This is a genomic window from Amycolatopsis sp. NPDC048633 (assembly GCF_040650695.1).
Lineage (GTDB): Bacteria > Actinomycetota > Actinomycetes > Mycobacteriales > Pseudonocardiaceae > Amycolatopsis.
Genome location: NZ_JBEZHS010000013.1, coordinates 74,994 through 99,470, shown reverse-complemented (window position 1 = coordinate 99,470; position 24,477 = coordinate 74,994). Strand labels below are relative to the sequence as shown.

At 72.3% G+C, this 24,477-nt stretch carries 29 protein-coding genes and 1 tRNA gene; 11 read left to right on the top strand and 19 right to left on the bottom strand.

The genetic code is table 11. The annotated features are described in order from the left end of the window. Nucleotides 1–265: 265 nt before the first annotated feature. The 5 genes from AB0C38_RS23750 to AB0C38_RS23730 form a co-directional block, all read right to left on the bottom strand. Nucleotides 266–341 (bottom strand) — tRNA-Ala (locus tag AB0C38_RS23750). A 54-nt stretch (nt 342–395) separates the two neighbouring features. Then, nucleotides 396–1,235, bottom strand: coding sequence for a gephyrin-like molybdotransferase receptor GlpR (glpR, locus tag AB0C38_RS23745; protein ID WP_360676986.1), 840 nt, complete (start codon nt 1,233–1,235; stop codon nt 396–398). A 162-nt stretch (nt 1,236–1,397) separates the two neighbouring features. Next, nucleotides 1,398–2,066: a GNAT family protein gene (locus AB0C38_RS23740; protein WP_360676984.1), complete on the bottom strand. Its 669-nt coding sequence runs from the start codon at nt 2,064–2,066 to the stop codon at nt 1,398–1,400. Beyond that, nucleotides 2,066–3,343, bottom strand: a complete 1,278-nt coding sequence (glp, locus tag AB0C38_RS23735) for a gephyrin-like molybdotransferase Glp (RefSeq protein ID WP_360676982.1) — start codon at nt 3,341–3,343, stop codon at nt 2,066–2,068. Before glp ends, AB0C38_RS23740 begins: the two co-directional genes overlap by 1 nt. Further along, nucleotides 3,340–4,245, bottom strand: a complete 906-nt coding sequence (locus tag AB0C38_RS23730; RefSeq protein WP_360676980.1) for a UTP--glucose-1-phosphate uridylyltransferase — start codon at nt 4,243–4,245, stop codon at nt 3,340–3,342. Before AB0C38_RS23730 ends, glp begins: the two co-directional genes overlap by 4 nt. 24 nt (nt 4,246–4,269) lie before the next feature. Here AB0C38_RS23730 and AB0C38_RS23725 point away from each other — a divergent pair, with 24 nt between their 5' ends. From AB0C38_RS23725 to mscL, 4 genes are all read left to right on the top strand, one after another. After that, a complete protein-coding gene (locus AB0C38_RS23725; protein WP_360676978.1) occupies nt 4,270–4,860 on the top strand; it encodes a 5-formyltetrahydrofolate cyclo-ligase in 591 nt (196 codons plus the stop codon). 86 nt (nt 4,861–4,946) lie between these two features. After that, nucleotides 4,947–5,258 (top strand): FmdB family zinc ribbon protein, encoded by a 312-nt coding sequence (locus AB0C38_RS23720; protein WP_360676976.1) that lies wholly within the window; start codon nt 4,947–4,949, stop codon nt 5,256–5,258. 131 nt (nt 5,259–5,389) lie between these two features. Next, entirely contained in the window at nt 5,390–6,019 is a 630-nt protein-coding gene (locus tag AB0C38_RS23715) for an SAF domain-containing protein (protein WP_360676974.1), read from the top strand. Nucleotides 6,020–6,047: 28 nt separating this feature from the next. Then, nucleotides 6,048–6,461, top strand: coding sequence for a large conductance mechanosensitive channel protein MscL (gene mscL / locus AB0C38_RS23710; RefSeq protein ID WP_360676972.1), 414 nt, complete (start codon nt 6,048–6,050; stop codon nt 6,459–6,461). A gap of 6 nt (nt 6,462–6,467) precedes the next feature. On the opposite strand, the gene AB0C38_RS23705 is transcribed toward mscL, so the two are convergent. The 4 genes from AB0C38_RS23705 to AB0C38_RS23690 are packed head-to-tail and all read right to left on the bottom strand — an operon-like array spanning nt 6,468 to nt 8,279. Then, nucleotides 6,468–6,641 (bottom strand): hypothetical protein, encoded by a 174-nt coding sequence (locus AB0C38_RS23705; protein ID WP_360676970.1) that lies wholly within the window; start codon nt 6,639–6,641, stop codon nt 6,468–6,470. A 32-nt stretch (nt 6,642–6,673) separates the two neighbouring features. Next, nucleotides 6,674–6,952, bottom strand: a complete 279-nt coding sequence (locus tag AB0C38_RS23700) for a hypothetical protein (RefSeq protein ID WP_360676968.1) — start codon at nt 6,950–6,952, stop codon at nt 6,674–6,676. After that, entirely contained in the window at nt 6,949–7,743 is a 795-nt protein-coding gene (locus AB0C38_RS23695; RefSeq protein ID WP_360676966.1) for an aldo/keto reductase, read from the bottom strand. Before AB0C38_RS23695 ends, AB0C38_RS23700 begins: the two co-directional genes overlap by 4 nt. 35 nt (nt 7,744–7,778) lie before the next feature. Next, nucleotides 7,779–8,279 (bottom strand): molybdenum cofactor biosynthesis protein B, encoded by a 501-nt coding sequence (locus AB0C38_RS23690; protein ID WP_013230045.1) that lies wholly within the window; start codon nt 8,277–8,279, stop codon nt 7,779–7,781. A 123-nt stretch (nt 8,280–8,402) separates the two neighbouring features. On the opposite strand from AB0C38_RS23690, the gene AB0C38_RS23685 reads away from it, so the two are divergent. Continuing rightward, the gene (locus AB0C38_RS23685) at nt 8,403–9,458 is read left to right on the top strand and encodes an NAD-dependent epimerase/dehydratase family protein (protein WP_360676964.1); all 1,056 of its coding nucleotides are present in this window, start codon (nt 8,403–8,405) and stop codon (nt 9,456–9,458) included. Nucleotides 9,459–9,460: 2 nt separating this feature from the next. On the opposite strand, the gene AB0C38_RS23680 is transcribed toward AB0C38_RS23685, so the two are convergent. Beyond that, on the bottom strand, nt 9,461–10,246 hold the full coding sequence (locus AB0C38_RS23680; RefSeq protein ID WP_360676962.1) for a nuclear transport factor 2 family protein: 786 nt from the start codon (nt 10,244–10,246) through the stop codon (nt 9,461–9,463). 63 nt (nt 10,247–10,309) lie between these two features. Here AB0C38_RS23680 and AB0C38_RS23675 point away from each other — a divergent pair, with 63 nt between their 5' ends. Further along, nucleotides 10,310–11,281 carry a YafY family protein gene (locus AB0C38_RS23675; protein ID WP_360676960.1) on the top strand — a complete coding sequence of 324 codons (972 nt, stop codon included), beginning with the start codon at nt 10,310–10,312 and terminating at the stop codon, nt 11,279–11,281. 54 nt (nt 11,282–11,335) lie between these two features. Here the strand turns inward: AB0C38_RS23675 and AB0C38_RS23670 are convergent, their stop codons facing one another. Genes AB0C38_RS23670 through AB0C38_RS23660 form a run of 3 tightly spaced genes read right to left on the bottom strand, consistent with a single transcriptional unit; the run spans nt 11,336 to nt 14,506 of the window. Next, a complete protein-coding gene (locus tag AB0C38_RS23670) occupies nt 11,336–12,385 on the bottom strand; it encodes a HAMP domain-containing sensor histidine kinase (protein ID WP_360676959.1) in 1,050 nt (349 codons plus the stop codon). Next, nucleotides 12,382–13,083, bottom strand: a complete 702-nt coding sequence (locus AB0C38_RS23665) for a response regulator transcription factor (protein ID WP_360676957.1) — start codon at nt 13,081–13,083, stop codon at nt 12,382–12,384. Before AB0C38_RS23665 ends, AB0C38_RS23670 begins: the two co-directional genes overlap by 4 nt. Before the next feature lie 10 nt (nt 13,084–13,093). Beyond that, nucleotides 13,094–14,506: a hypothetical protein gene (locus AB0C38_RS23660; protein ID WP_360676955.1), complete on the bottom strand. Its 1,413-nt coding sequence runs from the start codon at nt 14,504–14,506 to the stop codon at nt 13,094–13,096. A 159-nt stretch (nt 14,507–14,665) separates the two neighbouring features. On the opposite strand from AB0C38_RS23660, the gene AB0C38_RS23655 reads away from it, so the two are divergent. From AB0C38_RS23655 to AB0C38_RS23635, 5 genes are read left to right on the top strand one after another with little or no spacing between them, the layout of a single operon-like run. Further along, the gene (locus AB0C38_RS23655) at nt 14,666–15,310 is read left to right on the top strand and encodes a glycosyltransferase family 2 protein (RefSeq protein ID WP_360677198.1); all 645 of its coding nucleotides are present in this window, start codon (nt 14,666–14,668) and stop codon (nt 15,308–15,310) included. Continuing rightward, the gene (locus AB0C38_RS23650; protein WP_360676953.1) at nt 15,307–15,990 is read left to right on the top strand and encodes a DUF2064 domain-containing protein; all 684 of its coding nucleotides are present in this window, start codon (nt 15,307–15,309) and stop codon (nt 15,988–15,990) included. The genes AB0C38_RS23655 and AB0C38_RS23650 overlap by 4 nt, the downstream gene beginning before the upstream one ends. Next, nucleotides 15,987–16,616 (top strand): class I SAM-dependent methyltransferase, encoded by a 630-nt coding sequence (locus AB0C38_RS23645; protein ID WP_360676951.1) that lies wholly within the window; start codon nt 15,987–15,989, stop codon nt 16,614–16,616. The genes AB0C38_RS23650 and AB0C38_RS23645 overlap by 4 nt, the downstream gene beginning before the upstream one ends. Then, nucleotides 16,613–17,731 (top strand): molybdopterin-dependent oxidoreductase, encoded by a 1,119-nt coding sequence (locus tag AB0C38_RS23640; RefSeq protein ID WP_360676949.1) that lies wholly within the window; start codon nt 16,613–16,615, stop codon nt 17,729–17,731. The genes AB0C38_RS23645 and AB0C38_RS23640 overlap by 4 nt, the downstream gene beginning before the upstream one ends. Then, nucleotides 17,728–18,273 carry a hypothetical protein gene (locus AB0C38_RS23635; RefSeq protein ID WP_360676947.1) on the top strand — a complete coding sequence of 182 codons (546 nt, stop codon included), beginning with the start codon at nt 17,728–17,730 and terminating at the stop codon, nt 18,271–18,273. Before AB0C38_RS23640 ends, AB0C38_RS23635 begins: the two co-directional genes overlap by 4 nt. Nucleotides 18,274–18,417: 144 nt before the next feature. Here the strand turns inward: AB0C38_RS23635 and AB0C38_RS23630 are convergent, their stop codons facing one another. The 6 genes from AB0C38_RS23630 to AB0C38_RS23605 all read right to left on the bottom strand — a co-directional run bounded on the left by AB0C38_RS23630 (nt 18,418) and on the right by AB0C38_RS23605 (nt 24,470). After that, on the bottom strand, nt 18,418–19,851 hold the full coding sequence (locus AB0C38_RS23630; protein ID WP_360676945.1) for a trypsin-like peptidase domain-containing protein: 1,434 nt from the start codon (nt 19,849–19,851) through the stop codon (nt 18,418–18,420). A 72-nt stretch (nt 19,852–19,923) separates the two neighbouring features. After that, on the bottom strand, nt 19,924–21,006 hold the full coding sequence (galT, locus tag AB0C38_RS23625) for a galactose-1-phosphate uridylyltransferase (protein ID WP_360676943.1): 1,083 nt from the start codon (nt 21,004–21,006) through the stop codon (nt 19,924–19,926). Further along, complete coding sequence (locus tag AB0C38_RS23620) at nt 21,003–21,803, bottom strand: DeoR/GlpR family DNA-binding transcription regulator (protein WP_360676941.1); 801 nt, start codon at nt 21,801–21,803, stop codon at nt 21,003–21,005. Before AB0C38_RS23620 ends, galT begins: the two co-directional genes overlap by 4 nt. 101 nt (nt 21,804–21,904) lie before the next feature. Then, the gene (locus AB0C38_RS23615; protein ID WP_360676939.1) at nt 21,905–22,327 is read right to left on the bottom strand and encodes a hypothetical protein; all 423 of its coding nucleotides are present in this window, start codon (nt 22,325–22,327) and stop codon (nt 21,905–21,907) included. A 44-nt stretch (nt 22,328–22,371) separates the two neighbouring features. Continuing rightward, on the bottom strand, nt 22,372–23,781 hold the full coding sequence (locus tag AB0C38_RS23610) for a HAMP domain-containing sensor histidine kinase (RefSeq protein ID WP_360676938.1): 1,410 nt from the start codon (nt 23,779–23,781) through the stop codon (nt 22,372–22,374). Then, nucleotides 23,778–24,470, bottom strand: coding sequence for a response regulator transcription factor (locus tag AB0C38_RS23605; protein ID WP_360676936.1), 693 nt, complete (start codon nt 24,468–24,470; stop codon nt 23,778–23,780). Before AB0C38_RS23605 ends, AB0C38_RS23610 begins: the two co-directional genes overlap by 4 nt. Nucleotides 24,471–24,477 lie beyond the last annotated feature (7 nt).

The following is a 24,477-nucleotide window of genomic DNA, read 5'->3' as shown; positions in this document are numbered from 1 at the left end:
GCACCTGACCACGTGAAGCGGCAGATCAACCAAGGGTTCTTCGAGAAGCTGTACATCAACGAGGACGGCTCCGTTGAACACTCCGAACTGACGGAACCGTTCGCCGCCCTCGCCGACGTTGCTGCCACGACTATCACCACCCGGCTGGTCGACTTTGGCGATGCCGCCCAGACCGGGCGCGCCACTACGTCGGTGACACCACGTACACAAAACAACACGCCCGGCACGCGTATCGCGTCCGGGCGGTGTTTGAATAAAGACCTTCTGGTGGAGCTGAGGGGAATCGAACCCCTGACCTTCTCGATGCGAACGAGACGCGCTACCAACTGCGCTACAGCCCCTTGGTTGTGCTCGTAGAGCTTAGCAGTGCCCTACGAGCACACCGTGCAGGGGGGTCACTCTCCGACAGCCCGCCGATAAGGCCCGGTCCCGGGCTCGTCGAGCTCCTCGAAAGCCGGGTCTTCGTCGTCCAGATCCACGACCACCGCGCTCCGGCGAACCCGCGAAGTCGGCGACGGACGGCGCTCGACCACCTCGCGGCGGGCCGGCTCGACGACGTCCACGTCCTCGGCGTCCTCGACCGGCTCCTCTTCCTCGAAGGAGTCGATCTCCTCGCGCGGCGGCGCCGGGCGGCGAGGCGCGCGAGTGCTGTTGAAGCGAGCCAGGCGACGCTGCCGGATCTCCTCCTCGATCCGCACCTGGCGGCGCAGGTACACGAGGTAGCCGACGAGCACGACGTCGACCGCCGCGTGGCCCCACCAGACCAGCGGCATGACGAAGCCGGCGACGGCGGCCGTGATCACCGCGATCGCGAGCAGGATGACGACGATGCGCTGCCGGAAGCTGTACTTCGCGCGCGCCGCGATCTCCGCCGCTTCGGGGTCGAAGCCGCCGCGGCCCGGGCGGTAGCCGGCGCGCTCGCGCTCGGCCCGTTCCGCCCGCTCGGCGCGGGACGGCTGTGGGAGCGGCTCGGGCTCCTCGTCCTCGAAGTCGTCTTCGAGTTCGAGGTCTGCTTCCAGCTCCGCGAGGTCGTCCTCGACCGAAGGCCGGGACTTGACGGTTTCCTCGGACATGGCGAATTCCTCCCGGTCTTCGTTGCGTCCACTGCGCACGACCCTGGCCGCCAGCGCGGAGTCGGCCGTACGGGCCACCTGCTGCCGCCGACGCGCGACCATGGGCACGAGAACGACGAGCCATGCCGCCGCGAGCGCGACGATGATCACGGAGCTGGGCATCTCCCGTCACCTCCCCCGATCCTTCACCTGAAATCACGCTAGTCACAGGAGTAACAGATCGGACGGAGGCTCGCCGGGTTGGATCACGGAAATGCCTCACCGGATTAGGTGAATCTCACAGCATGTGGTAACGCGCTCACGGACCCGGGTGGGTAATGACCGTCAGGCGTAGTCGGCGCGGCCCGACGCGACCAGCCGTGACACCAGCCCGGCCCCGGTCTCCTCGCGCGTGACGGCGAAGCAGTAGTGGTCCCGCCAGGCGCCCGCGACGTCGAGGTAGCGCTCGAACAGGCCCTCCTGCCGGTAGCCCGCCTTGGTGAGAACCCGCAGGCTGGCGACGTTTTCCGGCCGCACGGTGGCCTCCAGCCGGTGCAGCCCGGCCAGCCCGAACGCGTGGTCGGTGACCAGGGCGACGGCCGCCGTCGCGACCCCGCCGCGGACCACGTCGGACGACACCCAGTAGCCGATCCAGGCCGACCGCAGCGACGCCCGGATGACGTTACCCACAGTGATCTGCCCCGCGAGCCGACCATCGAGGGTGATCGTGAACGGCAGGCACTGACCACGCCGCGCGAGCGAGCGCAACGCCGCCCACTGCGACGGCCATGACCAGAAGGCGTTGCGTTCGGGCCACGGGCCGACGCCGGTCGGCTCCCACATCTCGAGGTGCGCCCGGTCCCGGAGCCGGATCCGGCTCCACTCGCCGGCGTCGCGCAGCCGCACCGGCCGGATCGCGACCTCCCCGGCGGGCACCCGCAGCGGGCCGAGCCGGGCCGGCCAGCCCGGGTGCCGGCTTTCGACCGGGTAGGACACGCCCGACACGGAGTTCATCAGGCCCGTTGTGCCAGGAAGGTGACCTGGACCTGCTCGCCCGCGGGGACGTCGGTCAGCTCCTCCGGCACGTTGATCAGGCAGTTCGCCTCGGCCAGCGACGCGAGCAGGTGCGCCCCCGACTGGCCGAGCGGCTGGACCAGGTACTCACCGTTTGACTCGTCGCGCAGGAGCTGGCCGCGGAGGTAGCCGCGCCGGCCCTCGGTCGACGTGATCGGCGACAGCAGCCGCGCCCCGACGATCCGCCGGTGCGGGTTGCGCGTCCCGCGCGCCGCCCGGATCAGCGGCCGCACCAGCACCTCGAACACGACCAGCGCGCTCATCGGGTTGCCCGGGATGAGGAACGTCGGCACCGAGTCCGGCCCGAGCCTGCCGAACCCCTGCACCGAGCCCGGGTGCATCGCGACCCGCGTCATGTCGATCCGGCCGAGGTCGGACAGCGCCGCGTGGACCTCGTCGCCGCTGGAGCCCCCGGCGCCGCCCGCGACCACGACGATCTCCGACATCAGCAGCCGGGCCTCGACGATCTCCCGCAGCCGCTTCGGCTCGCTCGCCACGATGCCGACCCGGCTGACCTCGGCGCCCGCGTCCCGCGCGGCCGCGGCCAGCGCGTAGGAGTTGACGTCGTAGACCTGCCCGACCGACGGCGTCCGGTCGATGTCGACCAGCTCGTCGCCCACCGACACGATCGAGACCCGCGGCCGCGGGTAGACGAGGACCTTCGCCCGGCCGACCGCGGCGAGCAGGCCGACCTGCGCCGAGCCGATCGTGTCGCCGTTGCGCACCGCGACGTCGCCGATCTGAACGTCTTCACCGGCACGGCGCACGTATCCCGCCGACGGCACCGAGCGGTGCACGGTGACCCGGGCCTGGTGCCCGTCGGTGTAGGCCACGGGCACGACGGCGTCGGCCAGCGTCGGCAGCGGCGCGCCGGTGTCGACGCGCACCGCCTGGCCGGGCTGCAGCCGCCGCGGCTGGCGCGAGCCCGCCGCGATCTCGCCGACCACCGGCAGCTGCACCGGCTCCTGCCCGGCCGTGCGCACGTCGACGCTGCGCACCGCGTACCCGTCGACCGCCGCCTGGTCGAACCCGGGCAGCGCGTGCTCGGCGACCACCTCCTCGGCGCAGAGCAGCCCCTGGGCCTCGGAGATCGCCACGCGCACCGGCTGAGGCCGGACGGCGGCGTCCAAGGTCATCGAGATCTGCGCGTCGACCGAGCGCAGCTCGGTCTCGTCCCCGGCCACTTCGGGCGGTGCCGCGTCGAGGGATTCCGTCATGGGCGTTCTGTCCCGATCCGTTCCGTCAGCCACGCCCGTAAAGATGGACCGTACTCGGGCGTTTCAAGCGCGAAATCGACCGCGGCGCGCAGGAAACCACCCGGATTCCCCAGGTCGTGACGTCCGCCACGGTGCACGACGACGTGAACCGGGTGTCCTTCGGTGATCAGCAGCGCGACCGCGTCGGTCAGCTGCAGCTCGCCACCGCTGCCCGGGGTGATCCGCTTCAGCGCGTCGAAGATCGCCCGATCGAGCAGGTAGCGCCCGGCCGCGGCGTAGGTCGACGGCGCGTCCTCCGGCTTCGGCTTCTCGACCATCCCGTGCACGCGCTTGACGTCTTCGTCGTCGGTGTCGGTGACGTCGAAGACGCCGTACGGCGAGATCTCGGCCTTGGGGATGTCGAACGCGCAGAGCACGCTGCCGCCGTACTGCGCCCGTACCGCGCTCATCCGCTCGAGCACGCCGGTGGGCAGCACGAGGTCGTCCGGGAGCAGCACCGCGACGGCCTCGTCGTCCGGGTTCAGGTTCGGCTCGGCCTGGGCGACGGCGTGGCCGAGGCCGAGCGCCTGCTCCTGGATCGCGGTCTCGACGGCGAGCAGGGCGGGCCCGCGCCGGACCTTGTCGAGCAGCTCCGTCTTGCCCTTGTCCTCGAGGTTCCGCTCCAGCTCAGGCTGGGTTTCGAAGTACTTGACGACCGCTTCCTTGCCCGGCGAGGTGACGATGATCAGGCGTTCCGCCCCCGCGGCGGCGGCCTCGGCCGCGACCAGCTCGATCCCCGGTGTGTCCACAACCGGCAGCAGTTCCTTCGGCACGGCCTTCGTCGCCGGCAGGAAGCGCGTCCCGAGGCCGGCAGCCGGCACGATGGCGGTTCTGAACGTCTGGGTGGTTGCGGCGCCCGTCATGGGCGCAGAGCCTAACGTGAGGTCATGCACGCGCTGGGCAATGAGCACCTGAGCAAGGCGGAGTGGCGCACCCGGCTGACGCGCGCGCGAGCGGACCAGACCGCCGAATCGCATGCCCAGGAGGCGTCGGCGCTGGTCAGCGCGGTGTCGAAGGTCACATCCCGCACGGTGTGCGCGTACCTGCCGTTCGGCACCGAACCGGGCACGACGGCGCTCGTCGACGCGCTCGCGGCCGGCGGCGCGCGGGTGCTGCTGCCGGTCATCCTGCCGGAGCCGGGTCCTCTCGACTGGGCCGAGTACACCGGCGAGGCCGATCTCGTGCCCAGCCGGTTCCGCGGGATCCGCGAACCCGGCGGAAAACGCCTGGGTACCGACGCCGTGGGGGCGGCCGGGCTGGTCCTGGTGCCCGCGCTGGCCGTCGACCACCGGGGCGTCCGGCTCGGTAGGGGTGCCGGCCACTACGATCGCTCGCTGGTGTTCGCCGCGGCCGGTGTGACGCTGCTGGCCGTCGTCCGGGACGAAGAGCTGGTCGAACGGCTGCCCGGGGAGCCCCACGACGTGCGCATGAGCGGGGTCCTGACCCCTGCTCGCGGTGTGCTCGACCTGCCGCTGTGAGCAAGCAGGAATTGCTTTCGGGGAATGTTTTCCAGCACAATCGAGTTGGCACTCTGGTCGGATGAGTGCCAGCAAAGGAGCCCTCAGTGCCTACGTACCAGTACGCCTGCAAAGAATGCGACCACCGGTTCGAAGCCGTGCAGTCGTTCTCGGACCCCAGCCTGACCGTGTGCCCGCAGTGCTCCGGCACGTTGCGCAAGGTGTTCAGCTCGGTCGGCGTGGTCTTCAAGGGCAGCGGGTTCTACCGCACCGACTCGCGGGAGTCGAGCAAGTCGAGCACCACCGCGACGCCGGCGAAGACCGAGACCAAGACCGAGTCGAAGTCGGAGTCCAAGTCCGAAACGAGCTCGACATCCTCCTCCTCGGGTACGACGAAAACGACCGCCGCGGCCTCCTGACGCCCGGAGTTGTCCACAACACCCCGGTTGTCCACAGATGCCGGACGCGGCCCTTCCGGCGGCCCGCCCGGCTTCCCTAACGTCGATCTCGTGCGGCACACCGCCGCACCGGATCCGACCGAGGGGGCACCGTGGACGTGGCGGCGAAGTTCCGCACTCCTGATCTGACCCGGCTGCAGGGCCGGCGGACGCGGCTCATCCGCCGCTGGCTCGCCGCCGGCCTGCTGCTGGCCGGCGCGCTGCTGTTCGCACATCCCGGCTCCGCGCGGGGAGCGCCGACGACTCCGACCGTCGTCGCGGCGCACGACCTTCCTTCCGGCACGGCTTTGCGCGCTCTCGACGTCCGGCTGGCCGACCTCCCTGATTCCGCGCGTCCCGCGGGTGTGCTGAGCACGCTGGACGGCGTCGACGGCCGCCTGCTGGCGGGCGCCGTCCGTGCCGGCGAACCCCTGACCGACGTCCGCTTGGCGACGACCCTCCCCGGCTCGGGTGATCCCGCGACGGCGACGGTGCCGGTGCGCCTGGCCGACGCCGGCGTCGCCGAGTTGCTGGAGCCCGGCCGGCGCGTCGACGTCGTCGCGGCGCCGGAACCGGGCGTGCCCGCGTCCGTGCTGGCCGGCGGGGCGACGGTGGTGGCGGTCGGGCACAAGGAGGCGTCCGCGGCGAAGGGACCGTTGGTGCTGCTCCGGCTCCCGGACGCGATCGCGACGAGGGTGGCGGCGATTTCACTGGAGCGTCCGGTAACGGTTACTCTCCGCTAGCCCACCCCCTGTTCGTGAGGAGAGCAAGTTGTTCAAGGGTTTCAAGGACTTCCTGATGCGCGGCAACGTCGTCGACCTCGCCGTCGCGGTGGTCATCGGCGCGGCGTTCACGTCGATCGTCACGGCGTTCACCACCGGCCTCATCAAGCCGCTGATCAGCACGATCGGCGGCACGGACGCCGCGAAGGGCCTCGGCTACCAGATCTTCGACAACAACGAGGCCACGTTCCTGGACTTCGGCGGCGTGATCAACGCGGCGATCAACTTCGTGCTGGTCGCGGCGGTGGTCTACTTCGTGATCGTGCTGCCGGTGAAGCACGTGCAGGAGCGCCGCAAGCGTGGCCAGGAGCCCGGCCCGTCGGAGCCGACCGACGTCGAGCTGCTGATCGAGATCCGCGACCTGCTGCGCGCCCAGGCCCAGCGCGACAACGGCCGCGGCTGAGTGGCGTCAGCGATCGTGGTGCGGCGGCCGGTTCTCCCGGTACCAGTCATCCGGGAGCCCGGTACGCCGCTCGGGGTCGCGCTCGTCGGAGGTCGTCTCGGGCAGGACGTCCCCGAAGATCTCATCGACCCGGCGGCGTTGCTCGCTGCTGGCCTTGGGATCGCGCTGCTGACCGGACATGCCCCCAGTCTCCCACGTGCTGATTGACAACTTCAGAGTGAACGTCGAAGGCGGCGGCGCGCCCGCACCTCGTCGCGCCATCCGCGGATCTGGTCGTCGTCGTGCAGGAACCCGGTGTCCGGCCAACCGGGGAGGTCGATGCCCCCGAGCAGCTCGAGCGCCCACAACTGATCCGCGCCGAGATCGACCCGACCGGCGAAGTCGTCCGCGAGCCACCGCATGGCCCAGCGATCGGCCGCGTCGCGGCTGACCCGTCCGGAGAGAACACCGTCGAACCAGGCCTCGATCTCGCCGAGGTCCGGTCCGTTCACGACGTCCCGCCCTCGACGAGGGCGTCGAGCCGCTCCCCCTGCTCCCGGCTCAGCCGGACCTCGGCCGCGGCGACGTTCTCCTCCAGGTGCGCGATCCGGCCCGTCCCCGGAATCGGCAGGATCACCGGCGAACGCGCCAGCAGCCAGGCGAGGGCGACCTGCGCGGCGGTGGCACCCAGCTCGGCGGCAACACCGGCGAGTTCACGACTGGCCGTCGCCGGAGCCACCGGCCGCCAGGGCAGGAACGCGATACCCGCCTCGGCACAAACCCGCAGCACCGGCTCGTGCTCCCGGTCGAGCACGCTGTACCGGTTCTGCACGCTGACGATCTCGGCGAGCTCCCGGGCGCGGGTCAGCTCGTCGACGGTCACCTCGGACAGCCCGATCCGCCCGACCTTCCCGGCGACCTGGAGCTCCCGCAGCGTGCCGAGCTGGTCGGCGAGCGGCGTCTCCGGGTCGATGCGGTGCAGCTGGAGCAGTTCGATCCGCTCCACCCGAAGCCGGCGCAGCGCTTGCTCCACCTGCTCGCGCAAGATCGAGGGCCGGGCGTCGAGCCGCCACTCACCGCCGGGTCCGGTGCGCGCGACCCCCACCTTCGTGGTGATCACCAGCTCGTCCGGGTAGGGGTACAACGCCGAGGCGAGCAGCTCCTCGTTGGCTCCGCCACCGTAGAGGTGGGCGGTGTCGATCAGCGTGACGCCCAGCTCGACGGCCCGCCGCGCGACCGCGATCGCCTGGTCTCGCGCGGAGTCCACCGGCAGGTGCATCGCCCCGAAGCCGAGGCGGCGCACCTCCAGGTCTCCGCCGATCCGGAAGTTCGAAGGGATCAGACCTCTTCGAGGCCCGAAAGCTCGTCGATCACGTGCGGCACGAGCGAGGTCAGCGTCGCCATCCCGTCGCGCACCGCGGAGCGCGACCCGGCGAGGTTGACGACCAGCGTGCTCCCCGACACCCCGGCGAGCCCGCGCGAGATCCCGGCGTCCACCGCCCCGGCCGCCAATCCGGAGGCCCGGATGGCCTCGCTGATGCCCGGAATCGGCCGGTCGAGCACTCCGGCGGTGGCGTCCGGCGTGCGGTCACGCGGCAGCACGCCGGTGCCGCCGACCGTGATCACCAGGTCGGCGCCGCCGATCACGGCGGTGTTGAGCGCGTTGCGAATACCCGCGGTCTCGGCCTCGACGACCACGACACCGTCGACGATGAAACCCGCTTCTTCGAGCAGTTCCGTGACCAGCGGGCCAGTGGTGTCCTCGTGCTCGCCGTGCGCCACGCGATCGTCCACGATGACCACGAGGGCCCGGCCCAGCCGTTGTGCACTCCGTTCCATGGCGCCCACCGTAGTCGGTTTCGGCCACCCGGCGGCGGGAGGTGCCGGGTGAGTTCTGACGATTCCGTGACGTGCCCGCGCACGGCCGGGCACGCCGGTCCACGGCCCCCTAGCGTGACCGGTGTGCGCGTACTGGTCACCGGCGGAGCCGGGTTCATCGGGTCTCACATCGCCGATCTGCTGGCGGACGGGGGCGACGAGGTCGTCGTGCTCGACAACCTCCTCCCCACGGCCCACGGCTCCCGCACGCCACCGGCGTACACCGGCCGGCACCGGTTCCTGCGCGGCGACGTCACCGACGCCGAGATCGTCGCCGAACTGCTGGACGGCGTCGACGCGGTCTGCCACCAGGCGGCGGTGGTCGGGCACGGCGTCGACCCGTCGGACGCGCCGTCGTACGCCCTGCACAACGACTACGGCACGGCGGTCCTGCTGGCCGGGATGCACGCGGCCGGCGTGCGGAAGCTGGTGCTGGCGTCGTCGATGGTCGTCTACGGCGAAGGCCGGTACGCGTGCCCGGACCACGACGTCGTCCCGCCGTCGCCGCGGCGCGCGTCCGATGTGGACGCCGGCCGGTTCGAGCCGCGGTGCCCGGCCTGCGGCACCGGGCTCAGCTGGCGGCTGGTGCCCGAGGACGCGCCGCTGAACCCCCGCAGCACGTACGCGGCGACGAAGCTCGCGCAGGAGCACCTGGCCGGCGCGTGGGCGCGCCAGACGGGCGGCAGCGTGTGGGCGATGCGCTACCACAACGTCTACGGCCCGCGGATGCCGCAGAACACGCCGTACGCCGGGGTGGCGTCGCTGTTCCGCTCGGCGCTGGTGCGCGGCGAAGCACCGCTGGTGCTGGAGGACGGTCGCCAGCAGCGCGACTTCGTACACGTCCACGACGTCGCCAGGGCGAACGTCCTGGCTCTTCGGACAGCCGGCCCAGAGGGCGGCATCACGCCGCTCAACGTCTGCTCCGGCACCCCGCACACGGTCGGCGAACTGGCGGCGGAACTGGCGCGCGCCTGCGCCGGGCCCGCGCCGAAGGTGGCCGGCGGCGCCCGCCCGGCCGACGTCCGCCACGTCGTCGCCGACCCGGCCCGCGCCCGCGACCTGCTGGGCTTCACCGCGGAGATCGGCTTCGAAAAGGGAATCGCCGACTTCGCGACGGCGGAACTGCGCGCCCCGGTCTGACGTCAGCCCGTGAACGCCTGCGCGACGGCGAGGCTGTCTTCGTAGACGTGGTAGCGGGTGATCACCCCGCCGTCGACGGTCAGGTGGAGTGCGCAGCGGGCGGTGTACGGCCGCCCGGTGGCCTTCACCGGCTGACGGATGTCCCCGAGCACCACCGCGTCCCGGCCGTCGACCAGGACCCTCGGCGTCATCCCGCCGCGCGCCCCGGGGACGTGGAAGTCGTTCAGCGCGCGGAAGTGGTCGGCGACGTCGGCACGCGTAGACCGCGGCCGGATCCACGGCACCGCGGGGTGTCCCTCCGCGGGCCAGTCGAGCTGCCAGTCGACGACGTCGGCGAACAGTTCGGCGAGCCGGGCCGGATCCCCTCCGGCCAGCCGGCCGAGGAACTCGGTCACCACCGCCCGGGTGCCCGCCTCCGCACCGGTGAACTGGTAGTCGTGCCGGATCCGGCCGTCCGGGCCGAGAACGACGAAGACGGTGCCGCTCCACACCGGTACGCCGCCCGTCGCGGGAACCATGTGGGTGGTGAACGTGACCGCGTCGTGGTGGGCCACGACGTCGTCCGCCGCGACGAAGACGAACGCTCCCGTCGCCACGAACTGGTTGTGAGCGCCGGTGATCCGGGCTTGGAGGGCGGCTTGCCCTCGATGTTCGGCGGTTTCGGTGTACTCCACCCCGTCCTCGGCCCACAGCTCGGTGACGGCCTGGCGCCGGGCCGCCGGGTCCGGCTCGTTCCACACGGACACGTAGCGGCTGATCAGGGTGCCGGTGTCGGTTGTGATCGTCATGGCCGGACGCTAACCCGGGTTCCCTGACACCTTCTGTCAGTGGATCCCGGCAGACTCGCGAGCATGCGCGCGACCCGGCTCGTGTCCCTGCTGTTGCTGCTGCAGTCGAGGGACCGGATGACCGCCCAGGAACTGGCGGACGCCCTGGAGGTGTCGGTCCGGACGATCTACCGCGACGTCGACTCGCTCGGCGCCGCGGGCGTGCCGGTGTACGGGGAGCCCGGTCACGACGGTGGCTACCGGCTGCTCGACGGCTACCGGACCCGGCTGACCGGGCTCACCGCGGGCGAAGCCGAAGCGCTGTTCCTGACCGGGCTCCCGGCGGCGGCCGCCCAGCTGGGCCTGACCGCCGCGACGACCACCGCGCAGCTCAAGCTCATGGCCGCGCTGCCCGCCGAACTGCGCGACCGCGCCGGCCGCGCCGCCGGGCGGTTCCACCTCGACCTGCCACCGTGGTACCTCGGCACCGAGCGGACGCCGCACCTGGCGCCGATCGCGGACGCCACCTGGAACCAGCACGCCGTGAAGATCCGCTACCTGCGCTGGGCGGAGCCGCACGAGATCACGCGCACCGTGCAGCCGCACGGGCTGGTCCTGAAGGCGGGCAACTGGTACCTCGTGGCCCGCGGCGAGGGACGGTTCCGCACCTACCGGATCTCGCGGATCCTCGAGGTGGACGTCCTCCCCCAGCCGTTCGACCGCGCCGAAGGGTTCGACCTGGCCGGCCACTGGGAGACCTACCTCGACCACTTCGACCGGCGTCGGCACCGGGACACCGCGGTCCTCCGGGTCACCCGTCGCGGTCTCGACCGCCTGCCGCAGCTGCTGGAACCGGCGGCCGTCGCCGCCCGGAAGATCACGGCCGGGCCGGACGCGGCGGGCCGGACCGAGATCGAGATCCCCATCGAATCGATCGAGGCAGCCGTGCCCGAACTCCTCAAGTTCGGCGCCGACGTCGAAGTCGTCGCACCGGAGGCGCTCCGGGCGGAGGTCGTCCGGACGCTGCGCGCGATGAACCGCGCCTACGGCGTCTAGGCGCTGTCCTGTGAGTCTGCTCGAAGACCGCGAGCGAGACTTGCAGGACAGTGCCTAGGACATCGCCAGCGGCAACCGGACCTCGAACCGGCACCCGGGCCCGTGGTTGTGGACGCCGATCTTCCCGCGGTGGGCCTCCACGAGCCCCTTGGTGATGGCCAGGCCGAGCCCGCCCCCGCTGGTCGTCCCGCCGCGCTCGGGCGTGCGGGCCTGCGTCCCGCGGAAGGCGACGTCGAAGACCCGGCTGATCTCGTCGTCGGGGATGCCGCCGCAGGAGTCGTCGACGGCGAGAAGGGCTTCGTCGCCGTCGACGCCGATCTGCACCGCGACCGTCCCGTCGGGCGGGGTGTGCCGGATGGCGTTGGACACCAGGTTGCGCACGATCCGGGCCAGTTCCGGGTCGCTCCCGGTGACGACCGGCCAGGTCGACGCGTTGGCGAGCACGCGGACGCGCTTGCGCTCGGCGACCGGCGACTGGGCGGCGACGGCGTCGCTGACGACGTCGCGCAGCGGCACCGCGGACATCGTGAGGTCGAGGGCGCCGGCGGTGATGCGCGAGAGCTCGAACAGGTCGCCGACCATCGCGGACAGCCGTCTGGTCTCGCCGCCGATCCGCTGGGCGTAGTCGGCGACCTCGTCGCGTTCGGACACCACGCCGTCGGCCAGTGCCTCGGCCATCGCCTGGATGCCGGCCAAGGGGCTGCGCAGGTCGTGGCTGATCCACGCGACCAGCTCGCGCCGCGACGCCTCGGCCGCGCGCTCGCGATTGCGTGCCTCGCGCTCCCACACGCTGCGCCGCGCGATGGCCCGGCCGAGGATGATCGCCGCCGGCACGGTGACCACGGCGACGAGCAGGCAGACCAGCAGCATCGTGGTCAGCGCCGGGGTGAACATGAACCCGCTGACGCCCAGGACGCCGACCAGCGTCGAGAGCACCGGGATCAGCACCAGCACGGTCAGCGTGGTGGCCAAGGAGCCGCGACGGAGGAAGTAGAGCACGACTCCGCCGAGCGCGGCGATCGGCAAGGAGAAGAGCAACGCCAACGGCAGGATGTGCCAGAGGTGCGTCAGCGTCTCCGCGAAGGACTCGCCGGGTTCGATCATGGCTGCTCCCGGTCATAGCGATAGCCGACACCCCACACCGTCGCCACCCGAGTCGGCTTGGCCGGGTCACGTTCGATCTTCTCGCGCAACCGTCGCACATGGACGGTCACGGTCGACTGGTCGCCGAAGTCCCAGCCCCACACCTTCTCGAGCAGGTCCGCGCGCGAGTAGGCGAATCCCGGGTGGGCCAGGAAAAACGCGAGCAGGTCGAACTCCCGGGAAGTCAACGGCAGTTCGCGGCCGGCGAGCGTCGCGGTGCGCGCGGTCATCTGCAGGCGCAGGTCGCCGTCCGCCAGCTCGGCGGCGGCCGGTTGCGGACGCGGCATCCGCGCGCGGCGCAGCACCGAGGCGACGCGGAGGGCGAGTTCCTTGGGGCTGAAGGGTTTCGTGACGTAGTCGTCGGCGCCGAGCTGGAGCCCGGCGATCCGGTTCTCCTCCTCGCCGAGGGCGGTGAGCATGACGATCGGCACCTGGCTGACCTGGCGCAGCCGCTTGCACACCTCGAGCCCGTTGATCCCCGGCATCATGACGTCGAGGACGACCAGATCCGGCTCGTGGGCGGCGAACTGGGCCAGCCCCTCGGCGCCGTCACCGGCCTGGTCGACGGTGAACCCGGCCACCTCGAGGTAGCGGCGCACGACATCGCGGACCGTCTCGTCGTCGTCGACCACGAGCACGCGCCCGGCCTGATCGTTCATCACGTCTCCCTCACCAGCCGGTCAGCAGCAGATGGTTGACCACCAGCGCCGTCACGGCTTGAGCGGCGAGCCACCAGCGTCGCCCGGGCCGCGGCAGCAGGGCCGTCATCGGCAGCAACCACACCCCGAACGGTAGCCAGATCCGTTCGGTCTCGGCCTTCGACAGGCCCGAGACGTCGGCGAACACGATGGTGACCAGGGCGGCGACGCCGAGGAGCAGCACCGGGTCGGAAAGCAGGCCACGACCCGCTCCGGCGAGCCCCCGCCGGACGGCGGCCACCACGGCGGGACCGAGCGCGACGACCACCGCCGCCAGGTCGGCCCAGACCCAGTACGAGTAGGGCCGGACCAGCGCGACGCCCTGGTAGTAACGCTCGACGACCAGGTGGTAGCCGTCGAGCCACCAGAAGCCCGCCCACGCGAAGACGCCGACGACCGCCAGCGCCGCCGCGACGGCCAGGGCGGCGGCCCGCCACTGCCGGCCGAGGACGGCCACGGCCAGCGCGAGCAGGCCCAGCAGCACCAGGCCGTACGAAAGGAAGATCCCGAAGCCGAGCAGCACGCCGGCCGCCAGCCCGGCCGGGACGGCGTACCGGCGGCCGTGGGTGAATCCCTTGGCGGACAACGCGAGCAGCGCCAGCCCGGTGGCGGTCGCCCCGGCGAACAGGCCGTCCGCCGACACGCCGATCCACACCGCGCCGGGCGTCAGGACGGCGAAGGGCAGCACCGCGCGAGCCGCGTCAGGCCGGCCGAGCAGGGCGACCGTGGCGGGCACGGCCACCGCGACCAGGCTGCCGACGAGCACGACGGCCGTCGCGGCCCACGCGCCGCCGTGCAGGCCGAGGCGGTCCAGCCAGACGAAGACGAGCGTCGCGCCCGGCGGGTGCCCGGACACGTGCGTCGTCCACGAGTCCGGCCGGAAGTCGAGGATGCGGGAGGAGAACTCGCGCAGCATCCGCGGGATGTCGGCGATGCCGGGCACCTCGTGGAGGTACTCCTGCGGGATGGTCAGCCGGCCGGCGAACCCGCGCGCCCAGCCGTCGACCATGGCCAGCGAGAAGATCCAGGCGAGAGAAGCCGAATAGCCGACGGCGAGCGCCCGGCGCCACGGCAGCCGGGCGGCCAGCGTGGGGCCGTGGAGCACCACCGCGACGGCGATGAGCACGGCGAACACCGAGCCGGGGCCGACGTGCGGCAGCCAGTCGGCGAACAACGGCGGCGACGACACGAAGATGACGACGCCGGAATGCGGCCGGTTGTAGTACGAGCCGACCGCGGCGGCCGCGGCCACGAGCACCGCGGCCGCCGCGACGGCGAGGAGATCGGCCCGGTGGGCGCGGCGCCCGGGCCGATCAGGCGCCGAGAGTTCGGGTTCGCGGGCAGGCGGCTCGGCGAGCCGCGCTGCCGGGTTCGGCTCGCTCATCGCTGTCCACCTTAAGTCCGCGTGCCCGGATCCGCGTGGCGGCGGAGGCAGCCGTAACGACCCGGTAAGAACTCGTCACTCGTCATGATTCAGTAAGGAGCACAAGGGTTCTCCACAGTCCATCCTGGACTTACGGTCGGCGCCGTGACTGACTCAGGAGTGGACGTCGTCCTCCCTTGCCTCGATGAAGCGGGCGCCCTGCCCGGCGTACTGGCCGGGCTGCCCCCGGGCTACCGCGCGATCGTGGTCGACAACGGTTCGGCCGACGGCTCGCCCGAAGTGGCGGCCTCGCTCGGCGCGAAGGTCGTCCACGAGCCGCGCCGCGGGTACGGCGCGGCCGTGCACACGGGACTGGAGGCCGCCACCGCGGACATCGTGTGCTTCGCCGACGCCGACGGGTCCCTGGACCTCGGCGACCTGCCGCGGCTGGTGACCGCCGTCGAAGGCGGCGCCGACCTGGCCGTGGGGCGGCGGGTGCCGACCGGACCCGGGGTGTGGCCGTGGCACGCGCGAGCCGGCAACGTCGTGCTGGCGCACCTGCTCCGCCGCCGCAGGCTGCCGGTGCGGGACATCGCGCCGCTGCGGGCCGCGGACCGGCGGGCGCTGCTCGGCCTCGGCGTCACCGACCGCGCGTTCGGCTACCCGCTCGAGCTGCTGATCAAGGCCCAGCGCGCCGGGTGGCGGGTGCGCGAGTTCGACGTCCGTTACGGCGAGCGCGCCAAGGGAACGAAGTCGAAGGTGTCCGGCTCGGTGCGGGGCACGCTGCGCGCGGTCCGCGACTTCGGGCGGGTGCTGGCGCGATGACAGCCCGGTTCGTCCTGCTGGTCGTGGCCAAAGCGCCGGTGCCGGGGCTCGCCAAGACCCGGCTCAGCCCGCCGGCGACGCCGGCGCAGGCGGCGCAGATCGCCGCGGCCGCGCTGCTCGACACGCTCGACGTCGTGTGCGCGGTGCCCGGTGCCGCGCCCGTCGTCGCGATGACCGGCGACCTCGGCGCCGCCGCCCTGGCCACCGAAATCGGCCTGGCGCTGCGCCGCGTCACCATGATCTCGCAGCGGGGCTGGGACTTCGGCGCCCGGCTGGCGAACGCCCACGCGGACGCCGCCGCGGTGCACGCGGGCCTCCCGATCCTGCAGATCGGCATGGACACCCCGCAGGTCACGCCGGAGTCGCTCGCCGCGGCGGCCGCGCCGGTCGTGCACGACGGGCACGACTCGGTGCTCGGCCCGGCCGAGGACGGCGGCTGGTGGGCGCTGGGCCTGGCCGACCCGCGGCACGCGCAGGTCTTGGCTGGTGTCCCGATGTCGCGCGACGACACGGGCGAACGCACGGCGCGTGCGCTCGCCGCGTGCGGACTGCGGCCCCGGCCGGCCGCGCGACTGTCCGATGTGGACACCATGGCGGACGCTCGCGCGGTGGCGGCGGCGTGCCCGGACGGCCGGTTCGCCCGCGCCGTCGCAGCGGTCCGGGGGCGGGCGGTCGCATGAGGACGGCACTCATCGGCAACGAGTTCGACCGCGGCCTGCTGGGCCACCAGTGCTGGCTCGAACTGGCCGACGGCGAGCGGGTCGAGCTGCCGGTCGAGCGGTGGACCGCGCCGTCCGAGGGCGACGAGGTTCTGCTCGACGCCTGCGCCGGCCCGACCCTCGACATCGGCTGCGGTCCGGGCCGGTTCACCGCGGCCCTGGCCGGGCGCGGAGTCGTCGCGCTGGGCGTGGACAGCTCTCGCACGGCCGTCCGGCTGACGCGCCGTCGCGGCGGGAGTGCGTTGCACCGCAACGTGTTCGACCACGTGCCCGGCGGAGGACGATGGCGGCACGCCCTGCTCGCCGACGGCAACATCGGTATCGGCGGCGACCCGGTGGTCCTGCTGCGGCGCGCGGCGCAGCTGATCGCCGGCGACGGTGACGTCCTCGTCGAGCTGGAGCCGCCCGGCCGCGGGCTGCGGCACGAGCGCGTCCGGCTGCGGCCCGGGCACGCCGACAGTGCCTGGTTCACCTGGGCGTGGGTCGGCGTGGACGCGATCGCCGAAGTGGCCGTGCGCGCCGGGTTGCGCGTCGGCTGGACCACCCGCCACGGCCACCGCTGGTTCGCGCGATTGGAGCGGGCGTGAAACTGCCGATCCCGAAGGAAGAACACTTCAAGGCGCCGGCGCACGACGAGCGCGTGACGTCGAAGATCGGCCTGGCGCTGGCGGTCACGTTCACGACCTGCTTCGTGACCGGCCTGATCAGCCACCTGATCCAGCACCCGCCGGAGTGGTTCTTCTGGCCCAGCCGTCCGGTCGGGCTCTACCGCGTCACGCAGGGGTTGCACGTGATCTCCGGCGTGGCGTCGATCCCGCTGCTGCTGGCGAAGCTGTGGAGCGTCTACCCGAAGCTGTTCGGCCGGCCGCTCGTCCGCTCGCTGCCGCACGCCCTGGAACGCCTCTCGATCCTGGTCCTCTCGGGTGCGGCGTTCTTCGAGCTGACGACCGGGCTGCTGAACGTCGCGCAGAACTACCCGTGGGGCTTCTACTTCCCGCAGGTGCACTACGCGGTCGCGTGGCTGGCGATCGGGTCGATCCTGGTGCACGTCGCGGTGAAGCTGCCGGTCATCCGGCGGGCGCTGAGCCGCGGAACACCCGCTGAGGAGCCGCCGGCCGCCGGGCTGTCCCGGCGCGGGTTCCTGCGCACCACCGGGCTCGCGACGGGCGTCGCCGTCGTCGCCACCGCCGGCGCGACGGTCCCGTTCCTGCGCGGCGTTTCGGGCCTCGCCTGGAAGACGAGCAAAGGCACGCAGAACCTCCCGGTGAACCGGACGGCGGCGGCCGCGGGCATCACGTGGTCGACGGCGTGGCGGCTCTCGGTGGTGACCCCGCGCGGCACGACGAAGTTCTCGCTCGACGAGCTGCGCGCACTGCCGCAGACGACGGCCGAGCTGCCGATCGCGTGCGTCGAGGGCTGGAGCCAGTCGGCGACCTGGCGCGGGATTTCCCTGCCGGCGCTGCTGAAAGCCGTCGGCGCGGCACCGGGCACGGCCGTGCGAGTGTCCTCTTCGGAGCGTTCCGGGCTGTACGGCGTCAGCGTCCTGCCCGGCGAGCACACGGCCGACGAGCTGACGCTGCTCGCGCTGGAGCTGAACGGCGAGGTGCTCGACCTCGACCACGGCTTCCCGTGCCGGATCATCGCCCCGAACCGGCCCGGCGTGCTGCAGACGAAGTGGGTCACGAAGCTGGAGGCGCTGTGAAGACCGCTCGCGCTCTGCTCGCCCTGCCGGGCCTCGCGGCGCTGGCGTGGGGCGTGGTGCTGTTCGTCGAATACGCGTTCCCGCTGCGGCCGGACGTGATCGGCACGGTGAGCTGGATCGTCGCGGGCCCACTCCTCAACGACGGCGTCGTCGTCCCGCTGACAGCGGTGCTCGGCATCATCCTGGCCCGCGTCCTCCCGCACCCGTGGCGGGTTCCGGTGGTCACGGGCACGGTCATCACCGGAGTCCTGCTGATCCTGGCGTTCCCGCTGCTCTGGCGCCCGTACGGAACCCCGCCGATGCCCGGCCTCCACGACGGAAACCCGGCCCTGGGCCTGGCCCTGACGCTGGCCGCGGTCTGGCTCCTGGTGGTCCTGACCGCCCTGCTCCGCCGTGTCGTCCCGCCAAACACACGTGATGCCCCTCCAATCACGCGAGAAGCCCGCCCAATCACGCGAGATGCCCCTCCGGACACGCGAACCGACCCTCCAGGAACGCCAGCCGACCCTCCAGGTACGCGAACCGACCGTCCCGGTACCTGAACCTGAACCGGCCACGAATACGGCCACGCGCGACCGGCATGGAGTGCCCGGTCGCGCGTGGCCTTGCGGGTCCGGCCCCGAGATGCGGGGGTCGAGCCAGTGCTGGTCTCGGCCGCACCACGGCGGCCGAGCGTCGGATGCGGATCAGTTGGCCGGGACGGGCTGGCCGCCGAGCGTCACCTCGACCGTGCGGCCGTCGGAGAGGGTGAACGTCGCCTTCTCCTCCGGGGCGCGGGTGCGGATCGCGGCGACCAGCGTGTCGGACTTGTCGATGTTCCGGTCGTCGATCTTCGTCACGATGTCGCCCGCCTTGAGACCGGCCTTCTCCGCCGGGCTGCCCGCGGTGATGGCGCCGAGCTTCGCGCCGCCCTGCGGGGCGTCCGTGACCTGCGCGCCGATGTAGGTCTGCACGGCCTGGCCGGTCTTGATGATCGTGTCCGCGGTGCGGCGGGCCTGGTCGATCGGGATGGCGAACCCGATGCCGACGTTACCGCTCTCGGAGCCCCCCTGGCCCTGGCCGGACGCCGACTGCGGGCTGTAGATCGCCGAGTTGATGCCGATGACCTGGCCGGACATGTTGGACAGCGGACCACCCGAGTTGCCCGGGTTGATCGCCGCGTCGGTCTGGACGGCGTCCATCACCGTCTCCTGGCCGCCCTGCCCGCCGCCGGCGCGCACCGGCCGGTGCAGCGAGCTGACGATGCCCGAGGTGACCGTGCCGGCCAGCTCGAACGGCGAGCCGATGGCGACGACCGACTGGCCGACCTTCAGGTCGTCGGACCGGCCGATCTCCACCGGCGTCAGGTTGTTGACGCCGTCGACCTTGACCACCGCGATGTCGGTGGTCGGGTCGCGGCCGACGACCTTGGCGACGGACTTCCTGCCGTCCTGGAACACCGCCTGGATCTGACCGCCGTTCGCGGCGACCTCGACGACGTGGTTGTTGGTCAGGATGTAGCCGTCGGTGCTGATGACGAACCCGGAGCCCTCGCCGGCCCCCTGCTGCCCGCTCACCTGCAGCTCGACGACGCTCGGCGACAGCTTCTGCGCGACCGCCTCGACCGAGCCGGCGGGCGCGTTGCCGGTCTGCTGGGCCGGCTTCGGCGCGTCGAGCGCGTTGCTCGCCGGACCGTTGGACGTGCCGCCGGTGAAGTACCCGACCGCCCCGCCCGCGATGCCGCCGACGAGCAGCGCGACCAGCGCGACGCCGGCGAGCAGCTTCCCGCCGGAGCGCTTCGGCTGCGCGGGCGGCGCCGGCGGCACGCCGTAGACGGACGTGCCGGGCTGCGCGTACGGGTTGGGGTTCGGCGGCGGGTAGACGCTCTGCTGGGTCTGGCCGGACGCGGTCCCCTGCGCGGACCAGGGGTTCGAGCTCGGCGCCCCGTAGGACGGGTCGGCCCCGGTCACCGCGTGGTAGGACGGCTCCGGCGTCGGGTACTGCGGCGTACCACCGGACTCGGGCGTGGCGGCCTGGTCGCCGTACGGGCTCCCCGCCCAACCGCCCTGAGCGGCCTGCTGGCCGGTCTCGGGGTGCCGCGGCGCCGCGGGGTCGTGCGCGCTGGAGTCGTTCTCGGTCATGCCCTCACCTTGCGCGATGGTCCTGAGAGGTTCCTGAGTCGAACCTGTGCATCGGAGATGAGTATGGCCGGATCAGCCCGCCGCGCGGAGCCGTTCGGCGATTTGCTCCGGCGTCGCGTCGTTGACCCACACCGCCATGCCCGATTCGGACCCCGCCAGGTACTTCAGCTTGTCCTTGGCGCGCAACACGGAGAACAGTTCCAGGTGGAGCCAGCCGAGCTCGCGGTCGCGGCGCACCGGCGCCTGGTGCCACGCCGCGATGTAGGGCAGCGGCCGGTCGTACAGCGCGTCGCACCGGCGCAGGACGTCCAGGTAGACGTCGGCGAAGTCGTCGCGCTCGGCGTCGGTCAGGGCGGGGATGTCCGGCACCTGCCGGTGCGGCACGACGTGGACCTCGATCGGCCACCGGGCCGCCGGCGGCACGTACGCCGTCCAGTGCTCGCCGGACGCCACCACGCGCGCACCGGACTTCTGCTCGGCGGCCAGCACGTCGCCGAGCACCGGGCGGCCGTGTTCGGCCTGGTAGGCGCGGGCGACGTCGAGCATCCGCTCGGTCTTCGGCGTGACGAACGGGTAGCCGTAGATCTGCCCGTGCGGGTGCGACAGCGTGACGCCGATTTCCTCGCCACGGTTCTCGAACGGGAAGACCTGCTCCACACCGGGCACTTCGGACAGCGCGGCGGTGCGGTCGGACCACGCGTCGACGACGGCGCGCACCTGCTTCGCGCTCAGCCGCGAGAAGGCGCCGTCATGGTCGCTCGTGAAGCAGACGACCTCACAGCGCCCGCGGCCGGGCCGCACGGGCACCAGACCAAGACCATCCACAGTGGACGGCTCGCCGATGACGTCCTCGGCGAAGGAGGGAAACCGGTTCTCGAAGACGACGACGTCGTAGTCGCTTTCGGGGATTTCGCTCGGCTTGCCGGGCTTGCTCGGACACAGCGGACAGAGGTCCGCGGGCGGCTTGTAGGTCCGCGTCTGCCGGTGCGCGGCCATCGCGACCCACTCGCCGGTCAGCGGGTCCAGCCGGATCTCCGACGCGGCCGCGACCGGCGGCAGGTCGCGGGTGTCCTCGGCGACGCGGTCGGGGGCGCCGGGCTGGTCGAAGTAGATGATCTCCCGGCCGTCGGCCAGGTGTCGTACGGTGCGCTTCACGCTTCTTCGGCCTCGACTGTCTCCGCCGTCTCGGCGATCATGAGTTCCGTTGCCCTTTCGGCGAGTATTTCCTTGGCCTCGTTGGTGATTCCGTCATCCGTGACGACGACGTCGGCCTCGTCCAGGTCGGCGATCGTGGAGATCCCGACGGTGCCCCACTTGGTGTGGTCGGCGAGCACGACGAGCTTGCGCCCGGCCTCGACCAGCGCACGGTCGGTCTCGCTCTCGGTGAGGTTCGGCGTCGTGAACCCGGGCCCGTCGGCCATCCCGTGCACGCCGAGGAAGACGACGTCCAGATGCAGCGACCGCAGGCTGTGCACGGCGACCGGCCCGACCAGCGCGTCCGACGGCGTCCGCACCCCGCCGGTGAGCACGACGGTGCGCTCCGGCTGCGTCGACCCGCGAAGCACGTCGGCGACCTGGATCGAGTTGGTCACGATGGTGAGCCCCGGGATGGCGTCGAGCGCGCGGGCGAGCGTCCAGGTGGTCGTGCCGGCGGAGATGCCGATCGCGGTGCCGGGCCGCACGAGTGTCGCGGCGAGCTCGGCGATGGCCTCCTTCTGCGCGCGCTGGCGCACGGACTTCGCCTCGAAGCCGGGTTCGTCGGTGCTCTTGCCGACGATCGAAGTGGCGCCGCCGTAGACCTTCTCGACGAGCCCACGCCCGGCGAGGACGTCGAGATCGCGACGCACCGTCATGTCGGAGACACCCAGCCTGGTCACGAGATCACTGACCCGGACCGCCCCGGTCCGGCGTGCCTCTTCCAGGATCACCGCCTGTCGCTGACGCGCCAGCACCCGCTCAACTCCGTCCCCGTCACACCCCAACCACACAAAATCCTACACGATTCAACACGGTATCCGCAGGGGCGACGTGGGTGAACTTTCGAAAGACCAGGTCACAGCAGGATCGGCCGAACCACGCCCCAGGCGAACAACACCACCGCGGGCGATCCGAGCGCAACCCGCCACGCGCGCGGCAGCTCATCCGCGGTGACGAGCGAAGCCAGCGCGTAAGAAGCGGCGACCACGGCGGCGAACGGCGGGAACGGCCACGTCCCCGCGTCGATCACCGTGGTGATCAGCGCCAGGACCACGAAAGGCCCGGCCAGGGCGACGGGCCAGGCCGGGCGGAGGCGAGCCAGCGCCATGAGCACATACGCCAGCAGCGCCCCGCCGACCAGCACGAGGGGTACGACGAGCAGCCCGACGAGAAAGCACGCCGAGCCGGTGCACAGGTCCAGGTCCGGCAGCGCCCTCAGGGCCAGCGTCGCGAGCAGCCCGCTCGCCGCCGCGACGAGGCAACGACGGACGAGCGACATGCGTCGATCCTGGCCGACTTCGCCGGCGGCGTCTCGCGAACGGCTCAGCCGGGCGCCCCCGGCAACCGGATCGTCATCAACGCGCCGCCCTCGGGCGCCTGCGAGGCGTACACCGCGCCGCCGTGCCGCTCGGCCGCGTGCTTCACGATCGCCAGGCCGAGGCCGGAACCGGGCAGCGTCCGGGCCTCCGGCGAGCGGTAGAAGCGGTCGAACACCTTGGGCAGATCCTCCTCGGCGATGCCCGGGCCGGCGTCGGCCACCTCGACCACGGCGGTGCCGTCGCCGAGCGGGTACAGCCGCACCCAGACCGTCGCGTCCGGCGGCGAGAACTTCACCGCGTTGTCCAGCAGGTTCAGCACCGCGCGTTCGATCGAGCTGTTGTCGCCGGTGAGCACCCACGGCTGCAGCGAGACGTCGAAGTTGATCTCGCCCGCGCGCCGCCGCGCCCGGTCGAGCGCCCGCTCGACGACGTCCAGCAGGTCGACGCGCTCGAAGCGCTCGCGCGGCTCGTCCTGGCGCGCGAGCTCGACGAGGTCGCCGATGAGCTGCGTCAGCTCGTCGAGCTGGCCGCTGATGTCCGCGACGATGTCGATCCGGTCCTCGTTCGGCAGCGGCGGCGCGCCCGGCTTGCTCGCGGCAAGCAGCAGCTCGAGGTTGGTGCGCAGCGACGTCAGCGGCGTCCGCAGCTCGTGTCCCGCGTCCGCGACCAGCTGGCGCTGGCGTTCCTGCGAGTCCGCGACGGTGCCGAGCATGGTGTTGAAGGTCTGGGTGAGGCGCGCCAGCTCGTCGTCACCGCTGACCGGGATGGGCCGCAGGTCGCCTGTCTTGGCGACGCGCTCCGCGGCCGAGGTCAGCCGGTCGACGGGCCGCAGACCGGTCCGCGCGACGGCGGTGCCCGCGGCCGCGGCGACCAGGATGCCGGCGCCGCCGATGAGGAACAGCACCAGCGCGAGCTCGTTCAGCGTGCGTTTCGTCGGGCTCATCGACTGGGCGAGCACGATGGCCTCGCCGTGGCCGGACGGCAGGGCGACCACGCGGCTGTCGGTGCGCAGGTCCGTCCGCATCGACTCCGGCGAATCGCCGTTGGCGACGTCCAGCTCCCGCTGGTCGAACGGCGGCGGCGAGCTCGACAGCGGGTAGGTCATCACGGCGTGCTGGATGTCGGGCGCGGCGGCGAGCTGCCCGATCTGCAGGTCGGCACTGGCGAGGAACGCGCCCGGCACCTGCCGCAGCTCGGTCCCCACCTGCGGGGAGTCGACCGCGGCCTGTGCCCGCGCCATCAGGCCGTCGTCCAGCTGCTGGTAGAGGTTGCTGCGCACGACCATGAACGCGCCGATCGACACCAGCGCGACGGCGCCGGCGACACAGGCCGCGGCGAGCAGCGTCACTCGGCCGCGGAGCGAGAACCGGCGCGTCCCCCAGCGCGTGCCGCGGGGGTCGCCGGGTTCGGTCACGGCGGGGTTTCCCTCAGGACGTACCCCACCCCCCGCACCGTGTGGATCAGCCTCGGCTCCCCCTCGGCCTCCGTCTTGCGGCGCAAGTAGCCGACGTAGACCTCCAGCGCGTTGCCGGACGTCGGGAAGTCGTAACCCCATACTTCCTCCAGGATCCGGCCCCGCGTGAGGACGTGCTTCGGGTAGGAAAGGAACAGTTCCAGCAGTGCGAACTCGGTCCGGGTCAGGCTGATCTCGCGGCCGCCGCGGCGAACCTCGCGCGTGCCAGGGTCGAGTGTCAGGTCCGCGAAGGACAGCATCTCCGAGGCCTGGCCGTTCTGGGCCTCCGGGCTGGCGCGGCGCAGCAGCGCCCGGAGCCGGGCGAGCAGCTCTTCCAGTGCGAACGGCTTCGGCAGGTAGTCGTCGGCGCCGGCGTCCAGCCCGGACACCCGGTCGGAGACGGTGTCGCGCGCGGTGAGCACGAGGATCGGCAGGTCGTCGCCGGTGCTGCGCAGGCGGCGGGCCACCTCGAGGCCGTCGAGCCGGGGCATCATGACGTCCAGGACCATGGCGTCCGGCCGGTCGGCGATGATCGCTTCCAGGGCCTGCGCACCGTCGCTGGCCAGCTGGACCTGGTAGCCGTTGAACTCCAGGGACCGCCGAAGCGACTCACGGACGGCGCGGTCGTCGTCCACCACAAGGATGCGCATGGCGATA

Coding starts and splice junctions, on each gene's coding strand:
- AB0C38_RS23615 (WP_360676939.1), bottom strand. CDS start 22,327: ATGTCGCTCGTCCGTCGTTGCCTCGTCGCGGCGGCGAGCGGGCTGCTC.
- AB0C38_RS23725 (WP_360676978.1), top strand. CDS start 4,270: ATGCACGCGCTGGGCAATGAGCACCTGAGCAAGGCGGAGTGGCGCACC.
- AB0C38_RS23605 (WP_360676936.1), bottom strand. CDS start 24,470: ATGCGCATCCTTGTGGTGGACGACGACCGCGCCGTCCGTGAGTCGCTT.
- AB0C38_RS23690 (WP_013230045.1), bottom strand. CDS start 8,279: ATGGAACGGAGTGCACAACGGCTGGGCCGGGCCCTCGTGGTCATCGTG.
- AB0C38_RS23740 (WP_360676984.1), bottom strand. CDS start 2,066: ATGAACTCCGTGTCGGGCGTGTCCTACCCGGTCGAAAGCCGGCACCCG.
- AB0C38_RS23660 (WP_360676955.1), bottom strand. CDS start 14,506: ATGAGCGAGCCGAACCCGGCAGCGCGGCTCGCCGAGCCGCCTGCCCGC.
- AB0C38_RS23680 (WP_360676962.1), bottom strand. CDS start 10,246: ATGACGATCACAACCGACACCGGCACCCTGATCAGCCGCTACGTGTCC.
- AB0C38_RS23630 (WP_360676945.1), bottom strand. CDS start 19,851: ATGACCGAGAACGACTCCAGCGCGCACGACCCCGCGGCGCCGCGGCAC.
- glpR (WP_360676986.1), bottom strand. CDS start 1,235: ATGCCCAGCTCCGTGATCATCGTCGCGCTCGCGGCGGCATGGCTCGTC.
- AB0C38_RS23645 (WP_360676951.1), top strand. CDS start 15,987: ATGAGGACGGCACTCATCGGCAACGAGTTCGACCGCGGCCTGCTGGGC.
- AB0C38_RS23675 (WP_360676960.1), top strand. CDS start 10,310: ATGCGCGCGACCCGGCTCGTGTCCCTGCTGTTGCTGCTGCAGTCGAGG.
- AB0C38_RS23705 (WP_360676970.1), bottom strand. CDS start 6,641: ATGTCCGGTCAGCAGCGCGATCCCAAGGCCAGCAGCGAGCAACGCCGC.
- AB0C38_RS23730 (WP_360676980.1), bottom strand. CDS start 4,245: ATGACGGGCGCCGCAACCACCCAGACGTTCAGAACCGCCATCGTGCCG.
- glp (WP_360676982.1), bottom strand. CDS start 3,343: ATGACGGAATCCCTCGACGCGGCACCGCCCGAAGTGGCCGGGGACGAG.
- AB0C38_RS23650 (WP_360676953.1), top strand. CDS start 15,307: ATGACAGCCCGGTTCGTCCTGCTGGTCGTGGCCAAAGCGCCGGTGCCG.
- AB0C38_RS23670 (WP_360676959.1), bottom strand. CDS start 12,385: ATGATCGAACCCGGCGAGTCCTTCGCGGAGACGCTGACGCACCTCTGG.
- AB0C38_RS23665 (WP_360676957.1), bottom strand. CDS start 13,083: ATGAACGATCAGGCCGGGCGCGTGCTCGTGGTCGACGACGACGAGACG.